Source organism: Bradyrhizobium sp. Unk1, from assembly GCF_059512345.1.
On record NZ_JCAMOP010000027.1, the window covers coordinates 43114 to 59887 of the forward strand.

A 16774-nucleotide genomic window follows, 5' to 3' on the forward strand; every position below is an offset into this window, starting at 1 on the left:
CCCGCGCAGATCCACTGATCTCGCTGATCAAGAAGGCCGGCTTCGATGCGTAGGGTGGGGCATCATATCAAGGTCGCTCTGCACCAGATTCACTCGATCGCGGGCCTCGTGCTCGCGCTGCTGCTGGCCCTGATCGCGCTGACCGGCGCGATCATGAGCTTTGAGGACGAGATCGGCGATCATCTCAACGCCGGCCTCATGCAGGTCGCGCCGCGCCAGGCACCGGCGTTGATGCCGGACGAACTGGTGGCTCGGCTGAAGGCGGGGCAGGACCTCGGCAGGGTCTCGGCCGTCACGCTGTCGAGCGATCCGGCCGCGGCGGTGCGTGTCCGCTTCGCGCGCGACGAGCAGGGCGCGCGGCCGACATCGCTCTATGTCGATCCCTACGATGCGCACGTGCTGGGTGCGCCGCGTGGCGAGGAGTTCTTCGCGACCGTGCGCAGGCTGCATCGATGGCTGCTGATCCCCGGCGACGCCAAGGGCTGGGGACGCCAGATCACCGGCATCGCCGCGCTCGGCCTGATCGTCATGCTCATCTCGGGCCTCGTGCTGCGCTGGCCGCGCCGCGCCGGCAGCGTGAAGATGTGGCTGAAACCCAATCTCGGGCTCAGCGGGCGTGGACTGCACCGTTCGCTGCACGCGGTGATCGGAACCTGGGTGCTGCCGGTCTATCTGGTGATGACGCTGACCGGGCTGTGGTACTCATTTGACTGGTACAAGGACGGGGTGGTCTGGCTGCTGTCGCGTCCGCATGTTGCCGCCGCGAAGATGCAGCCAAAGCAGCCGCGCGCCGCAGGGCGTTCCGAGCCGGTTCAGGCGGTCGGATTTGATCCTGCGTGGGCGACGCTCCAGCGCGAGGAGGGCGATCGTTTCGCCAAAGCGCTGCTGACGCTGCCAACTGGTCCGGGCACGGTCATCCGGATCCGGTCGTGGGCGAAGGACACGACGCTCGATACCACACGTGACGAATTCCGCGTGGATGCCGTCACCGGTCAGATCGTCTCGGCGGAGCGCTACGCCGACAAGACGTTTGGCGAGAAGATCATCGCGAACGTGCTCGACATCCATCGCGGCGCGTTCCTGGGTTGGCCCGGCAAGCTCGCCTTCATGATTGCAGCAGCGTTGATGCCGCTGTTCTCGGTCACCGGCATTTTGCTTTATCTGTCGCGCCGCAGGCTGCGGCGCCCCGCGCAGCCGCCGCTCGGGCGGCTGGTTCCGGGCGAGTGAGCGGCCGCGAAGGCTAGCCAAGCGCGCGACAATCGTTCAAAAGCCCTTGGCCGTACTTGCCAGGGTTCACGCCATGAAGCTCCCCACCGTCACCCCCGCCGATATCCGCCGCGCGCTGCTGCTCCGCGAGGAGATCGCGCTGCTCGATCTCAGGCACGAGGCCGGCTTCGCCACCGGGCATCCGCTGTTCGCCGCCAACATGGCCGCGGACCGGATCGCGATCGAAGCCGAGGTGAGGCTGCCGCGCAAGGACGTCGCAATCGTGCTCTATGATGACGGCGAGGGGCTTGTTGAGGCCGGCGCCGAGCGGCTTGCCGCGCTCGGCTACACCAATGTCAGTGCGCTCGAAGGCGGACTGAAGGCCTGGCGTGCGGCGGGCTATCAGGTGTTCGAGGACGTCAATTCCTATTCGAAAGCGTTCGGCGAGCTGGTCGAGGCGCGGCGGCACACGCCGTCGTTCAGCGCCGACGAGGTGGCAGAGCTCATCGCGGACAAGGCCAACATCGCGATCCTCGATGTTCGCCGCTTCGACGAATATGCGACCATGAACATCCCGGGCTCGGTCAGCGTGCCTGGCGCTGAGCTGGTGCTGCGGGCAGGGCAGGCCGCGCCCGACCCTGAAACCACCATCATCGTCAATTGCGCCGGGCGCACGCGCTCGATCATCGGCACGCAGTCGCTGATCAATGCCGGCGTGCCCAACAAGGTGCGGGCGCTGCGCAACGGCACGATCGGCTGGACGCTGGCGCGGCACACGCTCGATCACGGTGCCGGCCGGCGTGGCGCGATCGGGCCGTTCGAGGGCGGCCCGGCCAATGCGCGCGACGTCGCCTATCGCGCCGGTGTTCGCCATATCGGCGCGAACGAGGCGAAGGCGCTCGCAGCGCAGACCGATCGCACGCTCTATCGTTTCGACGTGCGCGACGCAGAAGAGTATGCGGCTGGCCATCTCCGCGGCTTCCGGCATTATCCCGGCGGCCAGCTGGTCCAGGAAACCGACATGGCCGCGCCCGTGCGCGGCGCGCGCATCCTCCTGACCGACGACAAGGGCGTACGTGCCGACATGACGGCATCCTGGCTCGCGCAGATGGGCTGGGAGGTCTACGTCCTCGAAGGCGGTTACGATGGTGAGCTCGAGGTCGGCCCGCCGCGCGTGCTGCCCAAGCCCGACCCGGCGCATCGTTACCGCCGGCCCTACGAAGGCACTGACGTCGCCGAGCGCGCGATGCAGGCCTATCTCGACTGGGAATACGGTCTCGTCGAGCAACTCCGGCTCGACGGCACGCACGGGTTTTACGTCATTTGACCGGGCGGCCACCGTAAACGCTTACCGCCCCGCCATCTTCTCCCCATATCCAAACCCTATTGTGCTGCATCTCCCCCGCGGTCTATGAGCTGCGGCAAAGCTGTGACCTACGGAGATTCCATGCCAGCCCTAGGCCAAAGCCCCGAGCGGAACGCGAAGGCGCTGTTGCTCGAAGGCGTCAATGACAGCGCTGTCGACCTGTTCCGGAGCGCGGGCTTCGCCAATGTCGAGCGATTGACCAAGGCGCTGGACGGCGAAGACCTGCGGCGCGCGCTGAAGGGCGTGTCGCTGCTCGGCATCCGCTCGCGCACCCAGATCACCGATGAGGTGCTCGCGGCCGCCGACGGGCTTCTCGCGGTCGGCTGCTTCAGCGTAGGCACCAACCAGGTCGACCTCCTGGCGGCGCGCAAGCGCGGCATTCCCGTGTTCAACTCGCCGTTCTCCAACACCCGCAGCGTCGCCGAGCTCGTGATCGGCGAGATCGTGATGCTGCTGCGTCAGATCTTTCCGCGCTCGGTGTCCGCCCATGAAGGCGGCTGGGACAAGTCCGCTGCCGGCAGCCGCGAGGTGCGTGGCCGCACCCTCGGCATCGTGGGCTATGGCAATATCGGCTCGCAGCTTTCGACCCTTGCTGAAGCCATGGGCATGCGCGTGATCTATTACGATCGCACCGACAAGCTCCGACACGGCAATACCGAGCCGGTCGAGAAGCTCGAAGAGCTGCTGACGCAGAGCGACGTCGTCAGCCTGCACGTGCCGGAAACGCCGGAGACATCAGGCATGATCGGCGAGAAGGAGCTGCGCGCGATGAAGCCGGGCTCATTCTTCATCAACAACAGCCGCGGTACCGTGGTCGATCTCGATGCGCTCGCAGGCGCCTTGCGCGACGGTCACATCGCGGGCGCTGCGATCGACGTGTTCCCGGTTGAGCCGTCCTCGAACGCGGAACGATTCAAGAGCCCGGTGCAGGGCCTCAACAACGTCATCCTCACCCCGCATGTCGGCGGCTCGACCGAGGAGGCGCAGGAGCGCATCGGCGGCGAGGTCGCGCGCAAGCTGGTCGACTATTTCATCACGGGATCGACCATGGGCGCGGTGAACTTCCCGGAGGTGCAGCTGCACTTACGTCCCGCCGGCGCGCGCTTCAGCCATGTCCATCGCAACGTGCCGGGCATGCTGCGGCGGCTGAACGAGGTCTTCCTCCAGCGCGACATCAACATTGTCGCGCAATATCTGGAGACCGCCGGCGACCTCGGTTACGTCGTGCTCGACGCCGATCTCGGGGGTGAGGATTCGGCCGCGCTGCTTGCGCAGATCCGGGCGCTCGAGGGCACGGTTGGCGCACGGCTGGTATTCGAGCACTAGAACGCTCCACGTTCCGGTTGCAATCTGTAGCCACGGCTCTCTACACTGCTGTCATCTTCGGGTACTAAAAAGCACGTCGAATTTGAGCTTCAGTTGCGTGGGTGCCGCCATGGAACGGGACGCCGTACTAATCGATCTCGCGCTTCAAGGTGGCGGTTCGCACGGCGCCTTCACCTGGGGCGTGCTCGACCGTCTGCTGGAAGAGAAGTGGCTCACCATCGCCGCGATCTCCGGCACCTCCGCGGGCGCGATGAACGCGGCTGTGCTCGCAGACGGATGGATCGCGGGTGGCGCCGAGGGCGCGCGCGACGCGCTCGAAAAATACTGGCACCGCGTCTCGAAGGCTGCCGCCTTCAGCCCGCTCCAGCGCTCGCCGCTCGATCGCCTGATGGGGCGCTGGACGCTCGATACGTCGCCAGCCTACATCCTCACCGATTTGATGTCGCGGGTGCTCTCGCCCTATGATCTCAATCCGACCGGCTACAATCCGCTGCGCGCGGTGCTGGCCGAGAGCATCGATTTCGAACGCCTCGCGCGCTCGCCGATCCAGCTGTTCATCACCGCGACGCGGGTGCGCACCGGGCGCGGCCGCATCTTCCGAAATGCCGAGATCACGGCGGACGTGCTGCTGGCGTCGGCCTGCCTGCCGACCATGTTCCGTGCGATCGACATCGACGGCGAACCCTATTGGGACGGCGGCTTCGCCGGCAACCCCACGATCACGCCGCTCATTCGCGAAAGCGATGCGCACGACACGATCCTGGTGCAGATCAATCCGACCGAAACGCTCGAGGAGCCGCGGACGGCTGCGGAGATTCTCAATCGATTGAACGAGATTTCGTTCAATTCGCCCCTGATGAAGGAATTGCGCATGATCGCGCTGCTGCGCCAGGCGGCCGACCCCGGCAGCGGCGAGGGCGCGCGCTGGGCAAAGATGCGGACCCACCGCGTCAAGAGCGACATGCTGGCGAAGTTCGGCGCGTCATCCAAGCTCAACGCCGAATGGGAGTTCGTCTCGATGCTGCGCGCCGAGGGGCGCCTGGCGGCCGAGACCTTTCTCGACGAGCACGGCGCGGATATCGGCCAGCGCTCGACCGCCGATCTCGACGTCCTGCTGTCGGAGTGCTGAGACATGGGTCTTCTCGGCCTCCTCGTCGGGCTCGCCCTGCTCGTCCTGTTCGCTTTTCGCGGCTGGAGCGTGCTTCTGCTGGCGCCGTTCGCAGCGCTCGTTGCCGCGTTGTTCGGCGGCGAGCCGCTGCTTGCGAACCTGACCCAGGTGTTCATGGTGCATGCGGCGGGATTTCTGGCGCAGTTCTTCCCGATCTTCCTGCTTGGCGCGGTCTTCGGCAAGCTGATGGACGATAGCGGCGCGGTCACGTCGGTCGCCGCCTTCATGGCGGAGCGCCTCGGCGAGCGTCGCGTGATCCTGGCGGTGGTGCTCGCCGGTGCCGCGGTGACCTATGGCGGCGTCAGTCTGTTCGTTGCGTTTTTCGTCATCGTTCCCATGGCCCGTTCGTTGTTTCGCGCGGCTTCGATCCCGCGTCGCCTGATCCCGGCTGCGATCGTGCTGGGGACGTCGACCTTCACCATGTCGGCCTTGCCGGGCACGCCGTCGATCCAGAATGCGATCCCGATGCCGTTCTTCGGCACGACGCCGTTCGCAGCGCCGGGCCTCGGCATCATCGCCTCCCTCATCATGCTCGTGACAGGGTTGTGGTGGCTGCACCGCGCCGAAGCCGCGGCGCGCCGCGCTGGAGAAGGTTATGGCGACGATATCGAGGGCGCGACCGAGCGCGCCGCCGCCGACGAGCTCGTGCGCGAGCGCGCCACGACCGCGCGCGAGTTCGATCCGGCGGAGCTCCAGCACGGTCAGCGCAGCGAGCGGCCGTCGCCCGTGTGGAGTGCGATCGCGCCGCTGATCGTCGTCGTCATCGTGAATCTGGTGATGTCGCTCATGGTGCTGCCGCGACTCGATGTCAGCTATCTCGCCGAGCAGCGTTTTGGTGAAACGACGCTCGCGGCGGTCGCGGGCGTGTGGTCGGTCGCGGTCGCGCTGACTGCGGCCATCGTCACGACCATCGCGCTGAACCGGGCTCGCTTGCCGGCGCTTCGCCGCACCATGGACGCCGGGGCCAATGCATCCGTCCTGCCTGCGTTCAGCGTGGCGAGCCTCGTCGGATTCGGTGCGGTTGTCGCCTCGCTGCCGGCGTTCACGATCGTGCGCGACTGGGTGCTTGCGATCGAAGGCGGACCGCTGGTCTCGCTGGCGGTTGCGACCAACATCCTGGCCGCGCTGACCGGGTCGGCGTCAGGCGGCCTGACCATTGCGCTGGACGCTCTCGGCCAGACCTATGTCGAGCTCGCCGCGCGCACCGGCATCGCCCCTGCGCTGATGCACCGCGTGGCGGTGATCGGCTCGGGGACGCTCGACATCCTGCCGCACAATGGCGCGGTGGTCAGCCTGCTTGCGATCTGCGGCCTGACGCATCGCGACAGCTATTTCGACATCGTGATGGTCGGCATCGTGACGTCGCTGCTGGCGCTGGTCGCCGTGATCGCATTGGGCAGCGCGCTGGGATCGTTCTGAGCAGAATGCGAACGTAAGCGATTGACGGAACGGCGAAGGTTGCATTCAATGCGGCCAACTGACCAAACCCAATAAACAGCGAACGCCGGGTGGAAACGATGACGCGAAAGAGAGCGAAGCTCTGTGCATGGCTCGTGGGTGCGATAGCCGCCATGAGCGCGAGCAGCACGTTCGCCGCGACGCTGGCGGAGGATGCGGATACGGTCTGCAAAGGGCTCATCGGCGGCGCCGATGCCGTGAAGATCGATTCCGCGACATTGCTGGCACCGTCACCTCTCGCGGTCGCCGAACGCGGGCCGACGCCGTCGGGGCGCGTCACGCCCGCCAATCCCGCCTTTTGCAAGGTGCTCGGCCATATCGACCCCATTGATCCCAAGGCGCCGCCGATCAAGTTTCAGGTCAACCTTCCCGTCGAATGGAACGGGCGCTCCGTCCAGTATGGCGGCGGCGGCTTCAACGGCGTGCTGATCACCGGCCTTGGGCTGCCGCCGGCCTATCCGTTTGACAAGCCGTCGCCGCTGACGCGCGGTTTTGTCACCTACGGCACCGATTCCGGCCATGAGTCCAAGCCGGGCGAGCCGCCGCAGGTCTTCGCACTCAACGACGAAGCCTTCGAGAATTTCGCTCACCGCGCCTACAAGAAGGTGCGCGACGCTTCTGTCGCGCTGATGGAGCGCGCCTACGGCAAGAAGCCGGAAAAAACATACTTCATGGGCTCGTCCGAGGGCGGGCGCGAAGGCCTGACCATGGCTCAGCGCTACCCCGACGATTTCGACGGCATCTTCGCCCGCGTGCCCGTGATCAACTGGGTCGGCCTGCAGCATGCCGGTACGCGCTCGGGCCTTGTGACCATGGGCGAGGGCTGGATCAATCCGGCGCAGGTCAAGCTCTTTGCCGGTGCGGTGCGGTCGGCCTGCGACAAGGCCGACGGCTCCGATAACACGCTGGTGCACGATCCCGTGGCCTGCAAGGCGGCGTTCAAGGTCGAGACGTTGCGCTGCGAGGCCGGCAAGACGGGCGACCAGTGCCTCACCGAGGCGCAGATGAAGGCCGTGAACACGCTGCACGCGACCTACAAATTCCCGTTTCCGCTCGCCAATGACCTCGATGACTATCCGGGCTGGGGCGTCTCGGGCGAGGACACGCCGGCGATCGGTCCGACCGGCGGTTGGTCCGCGTGGTGGCTCGGCAGCGCGCCGCCGGCGCAGCCGCCCGCACCCAACAACGGCATCGCTTGGATCTACGGCGCCGGCGGCATTCAATATGTGTTCGCCCGCGATCCCAAGCTCGACGTCAGCACCTACAAGGTGGAGGACCACAAGGCGCGGCTGATCGAGGTCTCGAGCCTGATGGATTCGACCGACCCCGATCTCAGCCGTTTTCGCGGCCGCGGCGGCCGGCTGATCGTGCTCGAGCACATGGCCGACTATGCCCAGAGCCCCTATGCCGGCATCCGCTATTTCGAGAGCGTCGAGCGCAAGCTCGGCAAGGCCGAGACGGCGGAATTCGCGCGGCTCTACACCGCGCCCGGCGTCGACCATGTCGGCTCCGGCGCGCCGGCCAATGTCGACATGCTGAGCGCGTTGGTGGATTGGGTCGAGAAGGGCAACGCGCCCGGCGATCTCGAAGTCAGCGAGCAGAAGGTCGAGGCGCCGTCGTTTGCCGTGTTGCGCGCAATGCCGCTGTGCCGCTGGCCATCCTGGCCGCGTTACAAGAGCGGCCCGGTGGCGGAGGCGGCGAGCTTCACCTGCGCGCCGTGAGGCGGCTCTTCACCTCTCCCGCTTGCGGGGAGAGGTCGGATCGCTCTTGCGATCCGGGTGAGGGGGTACAGGTCCCTCGACGATCTCACGTGTGGAGAGAGGCCCCTCACCCCGACCTCTCCCCGTAAGAACGGGGAGAGGGGGAAGAAGAGCCTAATGCGCCGGCCCACCGGCCGCCTTCACGCGCTGGGTCAGCACCACCGCGATCGCGGCGATCACCAGCACGATACCGATCACCGCAAACGCATCGGAATAGCCCATCACCAGCGCCTGGCGTTTCACCGTCTTGCCGAGCGCGATGATGGCCTGCTCGCGCGCGGCGTGGGGGTCGGGCACGCCGTGGGCCATGAAGTAATCCGTCATCTGCGCGATGCGGGTGCGGACTTCCTCGCGGCCGAGCGTGACCGACTGGCCGATGATGTTGGAGTGGAACTGCTCGCGCTTGGTGATGATGGTCGCGAGCGTCGCCGTGCCGATCGCGCCGCCGAGATTGCGGAACATGTTGCTGATGCCGGAGGCCGCGGCCGCGTCCTGCGGCGCGATGCCGCCGGTCAACACCGAGGTCAGCGGCGTCAGCACCATGGCCTGTCCCACGGCACGCACGATGTTCGGAATCCAGAGCTGGTCGCCGGCATAGTCCGGCGACATCGCCGTGTTCATGAAACAACTATAGGCGAAGATCAGAAGGCCGGTGATGGCGATGTAGCGCGTGTCGAAGCGCTGCATCAGCTTCGGGATCAGCGGGATCAGCACGAGCTGCGGAAGGCCGGTCCAGGCCAACACGTTGCCGATCTGCTCGGCATTGTAGCCTTGGGCCTGGCCGAGATAGGCGGGCAGGATATAGACCGAGCCGAACAGCGCGAAGCCGACCATCGTCATCGCAACGGTGCCAAAGCCGAAATTGCGCTGCGTCAGGAGGCGCAGCCGGATCAGCGGCTTTTCGATCGTGAGCTCGATCGTGACGAACAGCGTCAGGCTGACGGCCGCAATCACGGCGAGCTTGACGATGAAGGGCGAGGAGAACCAGTCGTCCTTGTTGCCTTCTTCCAGCACGGCCTGCAGTGCCGACAGCCCGATCGCCATGGTGAAGATGCCGGCCCAGTCGCCTTCCTTCAACAGACCGAGCTGCATCTTCTGCTTCTCCAGCGTCAGATAGAGCGCCGCGACCATCACCGCTGTCGGGATCACGTTGACGAAGAAGATGGTACGCCAGCCGTAGTTCTCCGTGAGATAGCCGCCGATGGTCGGGCCGATCGCCGGGGCAAAGGTGACTGACAGCGCGAAGATCGCGAGCCCCACCGGTTGCTGCGGCTTCGGCAGCTTGGTCAGCACCAGCGTGAACGCCATCGGGATCAGCACGCCGCCGGCAAAGCCCTGCAGGCCGCGCATCGCGATCATCGACGGCAAATCATGGGTGAAGGCACAGGCGACCGAGAACGCGGCGAACAGCGTCGCGCTCGCCAGCATGTAGCGGCGGAACGAGAACACGCGGCTCAAAAAATCAGTCAGCGGGATCACGATGATCTCGCCGATCAGATACGACGTCGAGATCCAGGAGCCGTTGTCGGCGCCGGTGCCGATGCCGCCCTCGATGTTGGCCAGCGAGGCATTGGTGATCTGGATGTTCAGGATCGCCATGAACGAGCCGATCATGGCGGCGAGCACGGCGATCCAGATCGCGGCACTCGCGCGGTTGGGGTCGGCTATCGCCGGATCAGGCGTCGCGACCGGTGTTGCTGGCGTCGAAAGTGAGAGGCTGTTTGACATGGCACGACCCTCCGGAAACGAGCTTCGCCTTTACGTTTGTCTTGGGCGTCACGGCCGCATTCGCGGTCGGCGCGGTCGAACGTGTTGCAATGGTCGGGATCACGGACATGCCGGGCCGCAGCGCGATCGCAGAGTGCGTTTCGGCATCGAGCGCGATCTTGACGGGGATGCGCTGCACCACCTTGGTGAAATTGCCGGTGGCGTTGTCGGGCGGCAGTAGCGCGAATTCCTGGCCGCTGGCCGGCGCGATGGAATCGACGTGACCGTGAACGACCTGACCGGGGAAGGTGTCGACCTCGATATCGACGGCCTGGCCGGCCTGCACGTGGGTCAGCTGCGTCTCCTTGAAATTGGCGACCACATAGGCGCCCTCGGCCGGCACGATCGCCATCAGCTGCGTGCCCGCCTGCACGAACTGGCCGACGCGCAAGGAGCGGTTGCCGACCACGCCGTCGATCGGGGAGACGATCGTGGTGTAGCCGAGATTGAGCTCGGCCTGACGCTGGAGTGCGGCCGCGCGTGCGGCGGCGGCCCTGGCTTGCAATATCTCGGCGTTGAGGAGATCGACCTGCTTCAAGGCGGAGGTGAGATTGGCGATATCGCGCTGGATTGCCGCGTCTGCGCCGGCGTCGCGCGCTTGCGCCTGCTGCGCGTTCTGCACGCTGCCGAAACCCGTTGCCGCAAGATCGGTGTAGCGCTTGTTCTCCTGCTTGGCGAAAACCTTCGCGGCAGTGTCGACATCGATGGTCGCTCTTGCCGCCGCGATCACGGCCTCTTGGACCTCGAGCTGCGCTTGCTTGCTTGTCACCGTCGCATTCGCTGCGGCGACATCGGCCTTGGCCTGGTCGAGCGCGACGCGGAAGTCGCGGTCGTCGATCCTGGCGAGCACCTGGCCGGCCTTCACATGCTCGTTATCGCCGACCAGGACGCGGTCGAGGTAGCCGCTGACCTTCGGCGCGATCGTGGTGTTGTCGGCCTTCACATAGGCGTCATCGGTGGAGACGAGGTACTGCCCGACGGTCCAGTAATCGTAGCCGTACCAGCTCGCGCCGGCCAGCGCGACGATCGCGGCACCCATCAGCAACAGCTTGCGGAGATTGAGCTTTTGCCGGCGGACGCCGGTCGGTGCGGTGGGCAGCACGCCCTCCGGCACGGTCGCTGGAATAGCGGTTTGGGTCGCAGCAGATGGGGTGGTGTGGACGGACATGGCCGGCTCCCCTGAATTAGGAAACTTGACGATTTCCAAAATGAGACTAGCTTTGGAATTGTCAATGGAATGACAGGCGTCATTTAAAAGCATGGCTCAGGCAAAACCCTCAGGTGAATGCCGCCCCCGCGGGCGGCCACAACTGCGCAGCGACGAGGAGACGAGGCGGATCGTCTTCGACGCCGCGCGCCACGCCTTCGCCGTCGACGGCTATGCCGCGACCAGCACCGAAGAGCTGGCACGCCGCGCCGGCATCTCGACCAAGACGCTCTATCGCCTGTTTCCGGGCAAGGCCGCGCTGTTCGAGGCGATGTGCGCGGACAGGCTCGAGCGGCTGCTCTCCGCCGTCGATCTGCAAGGAAGCGACGAGGTCGATATCGAGACGGGCCTGCGTGCCGCGTTGCTGGCCTGCGCCGATCTCGCGCTCGATCCCGAGGTCGTGGCGCTGCAGCGCATGGTGCTGCAGGAATCCGCCGCGTTCCCCGAGCTCGCCGCCAACTTCTACAACAACGGCATTTCCCGCACCGTGAAGGCGCTTGCCGGCTGGCTGCGCGTCCAGGTCAAGCGCAAGCGCATCGCCATCGACGATGCGGAGGAAGTTGCCGGCATGCTGATCGGCATGGTCGCATCGGCGCCGCAGCGCGCGGCGATCTATGGCGGCATGCCGCTGCCGTCACGCAAGCAGATCGAGCGCCGCGTGCAGACCTGCGCGGTCCTGTTCCTCGATGGCTGCCGCGCCGCGTAGCGGTCTCCCTTTGACAATCCGGTTCGGCTCGGTTATCTATTTCGCATGCGAAATAAAGAAGCCGCAGCGAGGCATCATCGGCTTATTTACCTCCTGAACGTCGCACAGCGCCGCTTGCAGCGCTGGATGGCGGCGCAGCCGCAGAACGAGGTCACGCCGGCACAGGCGGGGCTGTTGTTCATCCTCGGCAAGCAGGACGGCGTCCTGATGGGCGAGGCAGGCGCTGCGCTCGACATGGGGCCGGCCGGCATCTCAGGCCTCGTCGATCGCAGTGCTGCGGCGAGGCTGGTCGAGCGGCGGGCCGATCGTGAGGACGGTCGGGCCTGGCGCGTATGGCTGACGCCGAAGGGGCGCACCGTGCTGGCGCAGGCGAAGACCGATGCGGCGCAGATCAACGCGGCGCTGACGGACGGATTTACCGGCGCGGAGATCGACATCGTCGCGCGCTGGCTGACCAGCATTCAGACGAAGTTTCCAAGAGACCCAGAGGAATAAGGAGAGAGCAATGACCGAGCACGTCCGGATCGAGAACAACAACGGAATTCTCACCCTCACGCTGGCGCGTCCCGACAAGAAGAATGCGCTGACGGATGCGATGTACGGCAAGCTCGCCGACACCATCGAATCCGCCGAGTTCGATCCGTCCGCCCGCGTGATCCTGATCCGCGGCGAGGGCGATATGTTCACCGCCGGCAACGATGTGGGCGAATTCGCCGCCGTCGCAGCCGGCAAGTCCGAAGGCAGCCGCAACGTCGTGCGCTTCATCCAGTCGCTGGCGCGCTGCACCCGGCCGCTGGTCGCCGCTGTGCAGGGCCGCGCCGTCGGCGTCGGCACCACGATGCTGCTGCATTGCGACCTCGTCGTGCTCGCCGACAACGCGCAATTGTCGACGCCCTTCGTCAGCCTCGCGCTGGTGCCGGAGGCCGCCTCCAGCCTGCTGATGCCGGCACGCATCGGCTATGCCCGCGCCTACGAGATGTTCGCGCTGGGCGAGACCGTACCGGCCAGGTCGGCGCTGGAATGGGGCCTTGCCAACCGCGTGGTGCCGCTCGGCAAGCTCGATGCCGAGGCGCTTGCGCTCGCCCAGCGTCTTGCCCGCCAGCCGGCCGGCGCGCTCACGGCCACCAAGAAGCTGATGCGCAATGGCGAGGCTCTGGTCGCGCAGATGCAGGCCGAAGGCGAGCAATTTGCCCAGCGCCTGCGCACGGCGGAAGCGCGTGAGGCCTTCACCGCTTTCGCCGAGCGCCGGCCGCCGGATTTCACCAAGGTCGCCTGATTTCGCTAGTCTTAAAGCGCTTACAGACCGGGCACTCCCGGCAATTTGACTAAAACCTTAACCGATCCTTGGCATGTCGCAATGCAGGGTGGCCGGCAATACAATGCAGGCCCCCTGACTCATGGCAATGTTTAAGAAATCGGTAAGCTCGCTTCTTCTGACCTTGATGGCTCTGCTTGCGGCCGGTGCGCTGGCCTCTACGGCGATCCAGATGTTCGGAGCGTTCGGTCGCTACAGCGACAGTCTCGAGACGGCGCGGCTCGCCGCTGCCGACAAGGCGATCTTCCATGGCGTGCTCGCGTTGCGCAACAATCGTGGCGATGCCCAGAGCGCCATCCTTGGCGAGGACGATCCCAAGGCAAAACTCGCCGAAGCCGAAAAGGCCGAGCAGGGCGGCTATGAAGGGATCAGCGCTGCACTCTCGACCGTCGATTTCGCACGCCGCGACGAGCTCGCCGGCACGCTGAAGCAGCGCTGGAACGAAGCCGCGCCGCAATTCCAGCTGTTCTACGACGAGGCCAAGCTTCCGCGCGCCGAGCGCAAGATGGAGCGAACCAATTCCTGGTACGACGCCGTCACCAAGGTCATCGATACGGCGAACCTCGCCTCCACCGCGGTGTCGAACCGCGCCTGGATGAACGATCCCTACATCGCCCGCATGATTCAGGTCCGCCGCTTCGCCTGGCAGGTGCGCGACCGTTATGGGGTCCATTGTTCGTCGCTTCGATCGAACATCAACAGCAGCAAGCCGCTCGACGACGCCCAGAAGCGGTCGGTGGCGCAATGGGACGGCACGATCGCCTCCGGCTGGGCGGGCATGGCCGAGTTGCTGGCTGCGCCCGACGTGACGGCGGAGCTGGTGACGGCAGCGTCGGACGCGAAGACCAAGACCGATGGCGTCCTGAAGCAGATCGGCGATCTCACCAAGAATCTCGACGGCAGCGGCAAGCCCGCGATGCCCGCGTCGGAGTGGAACACGCTGTGCCAGTCGCCGTTCCCGCTCATTGTCGGGGTCGCGACCAAAGCGCTGGATCAGTCGATCGCGCGTGCCGAGGCCGTGCAGGCCAAGGCCCTCACCAATCTCATCGTGCAGTCGCTCGCGTTTCTGCTCGCGCTCGCCGTGACCCTCGCCGGCGTGTACGTGGTGCGCAATCGCCTGATGCGCCCGGTCCGCGCCATCCTCGACGCCATCGCGCGAATCGGCGCCCGCGATTACGCGACGCCGGTGCCGCAGTCGAAATATCCGGACGAGTTCGGGACCATGGCTGCCGCGCTCGAGAGCCTGCGCGAGAGCGCGGCGACCGCCGAGCGGCTGGGCCAGGAACGCGAATCGCAGCAGGCGCTGCAACTCGCCCGTTCCGGTACCGTGGACGACGCGTGCCGCAGCTTCGACGACACCGTGCAGGCGGTGATCCACAGCGTCGCTGCATCGACGAGGGACCTCGATGCCACCGCGACCGATGTGCGCACGCTGGTTTCGGAATCGACCAGCCAGACCGCGGCAGTCTCGTCCGCGGCCGAGCAGGCCACCAACAATCTCGAGACCATCGCGGCCGCGACCGAGGAACTCTCCGCATCCGTCGGCGAAATCTCCGCACAGGTGCAGTTGAGCGCCCGCGAGGCGCGCGAGGCCGTTTCGCAGGCCGAGCGGACCAACGCGACGGTCGAGATCCTCGATCAGACCGCGAGCCGGATCGGCGAGGTCGTGAAGATGATCAACGCCATCGCCGGTCAGACCAATCTCCTGGCGTTGAATGCGACCATCGAAGCGGCGCGAGCGGGCGAGGCCGGCCGTGGCTTTGCCGTGGTCGCCGGCGAGGTCAAGAGCCTCGCCGCGCAGACCGCAACCGCAACCGAAGAAATCTCGCGCCAGGTCGAGGAGATCCAGGGCGCGACGGGCCAGGCCGTGACCGCCATCCGCTCGATCGGGGGCGCCATCAGCGGCATCGACGAGAAGATGACGGCGATCGCAGCCGCCGTCGAGGAGCAGCGCGCGGCCACCACCGAGATCTCGCGCAACTTCCAGCAGGCAGCCCAGGGCACCCGCGAGGTCACCGACACCATCGGCAGCGTCGCCAGGCTCAACCAGGAAACCGGCAATGCCGGCACGGTGCTGTCCGAATCCGTGAAGAAGATGTCGGGCGATGCCGATCGTCTTCGCGTCGCGGTCGAGGGCTTTTTAGGGGCCGTGAAGACCGCATAACTTCGATCGTCATCCGTCTAGGCGTCGTGCGAACGGCATTGCCGCCGCTTCACGCGGCGGGTACATCTGTGCGGCTGCGGGAGCGCAGCAACAGACGTATCAAGGATGGAGAGTTCGATGCCGGCCACCCCACACAACGCCCAGCGCCCCTATCGCGGCGTGTTCCCGGTCGCGCCCACCATCTTCGACGAGCGCGGCGAGCTCGACCTCGAGGGCCAGCGCCGCTGCATCGATTTCATGATCGATGCGGGCTCGAATGGTCTCTGCATCCTCGCCAATTTCTCCGAGCAGTTCGTGCTCACCGATGCCGAGCGCGAAACCGTGATGCATGCGGTGCTGGAGCACGTCGCGGGCCGGGTTCCCGTGATCGTCACCACGACGCATTTCAGCTCCGCCGTCTGCGCCGCGCGCAGCCAGCAGGCCGAGGCGGCGGGGGCCGCCATGGTCATGGTGATGCCGCCCTATCACGGCGCGACCTTCCGCGTGCCCGAGAAAGGCATCGTCGAATTCTTCAAGGTGCTCTCTGGCGCGATCAACATTCCGATCATGATCCAGGACGCGCCTGTCGCCGGAACGCCGCTGTCGGTCGAGCTGCTCGCGCGGCTGGCGCGCGACTTCGCCAACATCCGCTATTTCAAGATCGAGGTGCCGGGCGCGGCGGCAAAGCTGCGCGGCCTGATCGAGGCGGGCGGCAAGGATATCGAGGGACCGTGGGACGGCGAGGAAGCCATCACGCTGCTCGCCGATCTCGACGCCGGCGCCACCGGCGCGATGACGGGCGGCGGCTATCCCGACGGCATCCGCCAGATCGTCGATCCCTATTTCGCCGGCAAGCGCGAGGAGGCAAAGGCCGCCTATGAGCGCTGGCTGCCGCTGATCAACTATGAAAACCGCCAATGCGGCCTGATCGCCTGCAAGGCCATGATGCAGGCCGGCGGCGTGATCAAATCGGACGCCGTGCGCCATCCGCTCCAGCAGCTGCACCCGGCGACGCGGGCTGGGCTGCTGGAGCTCGCGAAGGAGCGGGATGCGCTGGCGTTGCGGTGGGGGAAGTAGCGGGCCACTTGCTCCACTGTCGTCATTGCGAGGCGCGAAGCGACGAAGCAATCCAGAATGTGTCCGCGGAGACAGTCTGGATTGCTTCGCTCCGCTCGCAATGACGGAAACTTGTTGGAGCAATCGCCTTTCCCGACGTCGTCCCGGCCCCCGGTGTGCAATTGCGCACTAGGCCGGGAGGACACCGAGCCTGATCCCGCCGGCTTCCATCGGCTGAAGGCGTCGAATTGGCGCGGTTGGGGCGGTTTCCCGCGGTCCGGCGATGACATATTGTA

General features: G+C 66.1%; 13 protein-coding genes. 11 read left to right on the forward strand and 2 right to left on the reverse strand.

Annotation, left to right across the window (positions count from 1 at the left end; all coding sequences use genetic code 11):
• The first annotated feature begins 45 nt into the window (after nt 1–45).
• From AC5ZFO_RS30020 to AC5ZFO_RS30045, 6 genes are all read left to right on the forward strand, one after another.
• Nucleotides 46–1227 carry a PepSY-associated TM helix domain-containing protein gene (locus AC5ZFO_RS30020; protein ID WP_282519666.1) on the forward strand — a complete coding sequence of 394 codons (1182 nt, stop codon included), beginning with the start codon at nt 46–48 and terminating at the stop codon, nt 1225–1227.
• A gap of 73 nt (nt 1228–1300) precedes the next feature.
• Nucleotides 1301–2533 (forward strand): rhodanese-like domain-containing protein, encoded by a 1233-nt coding sequence (locus AC5ZFO_RS30025; RefSeq protein WP_496122946.1) that lies wholly within the window; start codon nt 1301–1303, stop codon nt 2531–2533.
• A gap of 120 nt (nt 2534–2653) precedes the next feature.
• Nucleotides 2654–3898 carry a phosphoglycerate dehydrogenase gene (gene serA / locus AC5ZFO_RS30030; RefSeq protein WP_496122947.1) on the forward strand — a complete coding sequence of 415 codons (1245 nt, stop codon included), beginning with the start codon at nt 2654–2656 and terminating at the stop codon, nt 3896–3898.
• Between the two features lie 109 nt (nt 3899–4007).
• Nucleotides 4008–5027, forward strand: a complete 1020-nt coding sequence (locus tag AC5ZFO_RS30035; protein ID WP_282519669.1) for a patatin-like phospholipase family protein — start codon at nt 4008–4010, stop codon at nt 5025–5027.
• A gap of 3 nt (nt 5028–5030) precedes the next feature.
• Complete coding sequence (locus AC5ZFO_RS30040; protein WP_282519670.1) at nt 5031–6485, forward strand: GntP family permease; 1455 nt, start codon at nt 5031–5033, stop codon at nt 6483–6485.
• A gap of 98 nt (nt 6486–6583) precedes the next feature.
• The gene (locus AC5ZFO_RS30045) at nt 6584–8245 is read left to right on the forward strand and encodes a tannase/feruloyl esterase family alpha/beta hydrolase (RefSeq protein ID WP_282519671.1); all 1662 of its coding nucleotides are present in this window, start codon (nt 6584–6586) and stop codon (nt 8243–8245) included.
• A 153-nt stretch (nt 8246–8398) separates the two neighbouring features.
• Here the strand turns inward: AC5ZFO_RS30045 and AC5ZFO_RS30050 are convergent, their stop codons facing one another.
• Both AC5ZFO_RS30050 and AC5ZFO_RS30055 read right to left on the reverse strand, forming a co-directional pair.
• The gene (locus tag AC5ZFO_RS30050) at nt 8399–10012 is read right to left on the reverse strand and encodes a DHA2 family efflux MFS transporter permease subunit (RefSeq protein WP_282519672.1); all 1614 of its coding nucleotides are present in this window, start codon (nt 10010–10012) and stop codon (nt 8399–8401) included.
• Nucleotides 9960–11219, reverse strand: a complete 1260-nt coding sequence (locus tag AC5ZFO_RS30055; protein WP_282519673.1) for an HlyD family secretion protein — start codon at nt 11217–11219, stop codon at nt 9960–9962. The genes AC5ZFO_RS30050 and AC5ZFO_RS30055 overlap by 53 nt, the downstream gene beginning before the upstream one ends.
• 91 nt (nt 11220–11310) lie before the next feature.
• On the opposite strand from AC5ZFO_RS30055, the gene AC5ZFO_RS30060 reads away from it, so the two are divergent.
• The 5 genes from AC5ZFO_RS30060 to AC5ZFO_RS30080 all read left to right on the forward strand — a co-directional run bounded on the left by AC5ZFO_RS30060 (nt 11311) and on the right by AC5ZFO_RS30080 (nt 16499).
• Entirely contained in the window at nt 11311–11964 is a 654-nt protein-coding gene (locus tag AC5ZFO_RS30060; RefSeq protein ID WP_282519674.1) for a TetR/AcrR family transcriptional regulator, read from the forward strand.
• A gap of 45 nt (nt 11965–12009) precedes the next feature.
• On the forward strand, nt 12010–12459 hold the full coding sequence (locus AC5ZFO_RS30065; protein ID WP_282519675.1) for a MarR family winged helix-turn-helix transcriptional regulator: 450 nt from the start codon (nt 12010–12012) through the stop codon (nt 12457–12459).
• Nucleotides 12460–12469: 10 nt separating this feature from the next.
• Entirely contained in the window at nt 12470–13240 is a 771-nt protein-coding gene (locus AC5ZFO_RS30070) for an enoyl-CoA hydratase (protein WP_282519676.1), read from the forward strand.
• Between the two features lie 121 nt (nt 13241–13361).
• The gene (locus AC5ZFO_RS30075; protein ID WP_282519677.1) at nt 13362–15443 is read left to right on the forward strand and encodes a methyl-accepting chemotaxis protein; all 2082 of its coding nucleotides are present in this window, start codon (nt 13362–13364) and stop codon (nt 15441–15443) included.
• 117 nt (nt 15444–15560) lie between these two features.
• Nucleotides 15561–16499, forward strand: coding sequence for a dihydrodipicolinate synthase family protein (locus AC5ZFO_RS30080; protein ID WP_282519678.1), 939 nt, complete (start codon nt 15561–15563; stop codon nt 16497–16499).
• The last annotated feature ends 275 nt before the right edge of the window (nt 16500–16774 follow it).

Excerpts from the sequence above, each read along its gene's own strand:
- AC5ZFO_RS30060 (WP_282519674.1), top strand. The coding sequence starts at position 11,311 with ATGGCTCAGGCAAAACCCTCAGGTGAATGCCGCCCCCGCGGGCGGCCA.
- serA (WP_496122947.1), top strand. The coding sequence starts at position 2,654 with ATGCCAGCCCTAGGCCAAAGCCCCGAGCGGAACGCGAAGGCGCTGTTG.
- AC5ZFO_RS30020 (WP_282519666.1), top strand. The coding sequence starts at position 46 with ATGCGTAGGGTGGGGCATCATATCAAGGTCGCTCTGCACCAGATTCAC.
- AC5ZFO_RS30025 (WP_496122946.1), top strand. The coding sequence starts at position 1,301 with ATGAAGCTCCCCACCGTCACCCCCGCCGATATCCGCCGCGCGCTGCTG.
- AC5ZFO_RS30035 (WP_282519669.1), top strand. The coding sequence starts at position 4,008 with ATGGAACGGGACGCCGTACTAATCGATCTCGCGCTTCAAGGTGGCGGT.
- AC5ZFO_RS30040 (WP_282519670.1), top strand. The coding sequence starts at position 5,031 with ATGGGTCTTCTCGGCCTCCTCGTCGGGCTCGCCCTGCTCGTCCTGTTC.
- AC5ZFO_RS30070 (WP_282519676.1), top strand. The coding sequence starts at position 12,470 with ATGACCGAGCACGTCCGGATCGAGAACAACAACGGAATTCTCACCCTC.
- AC5ZFO_RS30055 (WP_282519673.1), bottom strand. The coding sequence starts at position 11,219 with ATGTCCGTCCACACCACCCCATCTGCTGCGACCCAAACCGCTATTCCA.
- AC5ZFO_RS30080 (WP_282519678.1), top strand. The coding sequence starts at position 15,561 with ATGCCGGCCACCCCACACAACGCCCAGCGCCCCTATCGCGGCGTGTTC.
- AC5ZFO_RS30045 (WP_282519671.1), top strand. The coding sequence starts at position 6,584 with ATGACGCGAAAGAGAGCGAAGCTCTGTGCATGGCTCGTGGGTGCGATA.
- AC5ZFO_RS30075 (WP_282519677.1), top strand. The coding sequence starts at position 13,362 with ATGGCAATGTTTAAGAAATCGGTAAGCTCGCTTCTTCTGACCTTGATG.
- AC5ZFO_RS30065 (WP_282519675.1), top strand. The coding sequence starts at position 12,010 with ATGCGAAATAAAGAAGCCGCAGCGAGGCATCATCGGCTTATTTACCTC.
- AC5ZFO_RS30050 (WP_282519672.1), bottom strand. The coding sequence starts at position 10,012 with ATGTCAAACAGCCTCTCACTTTCGACGCCAGCAACACCGGTCGCGACG.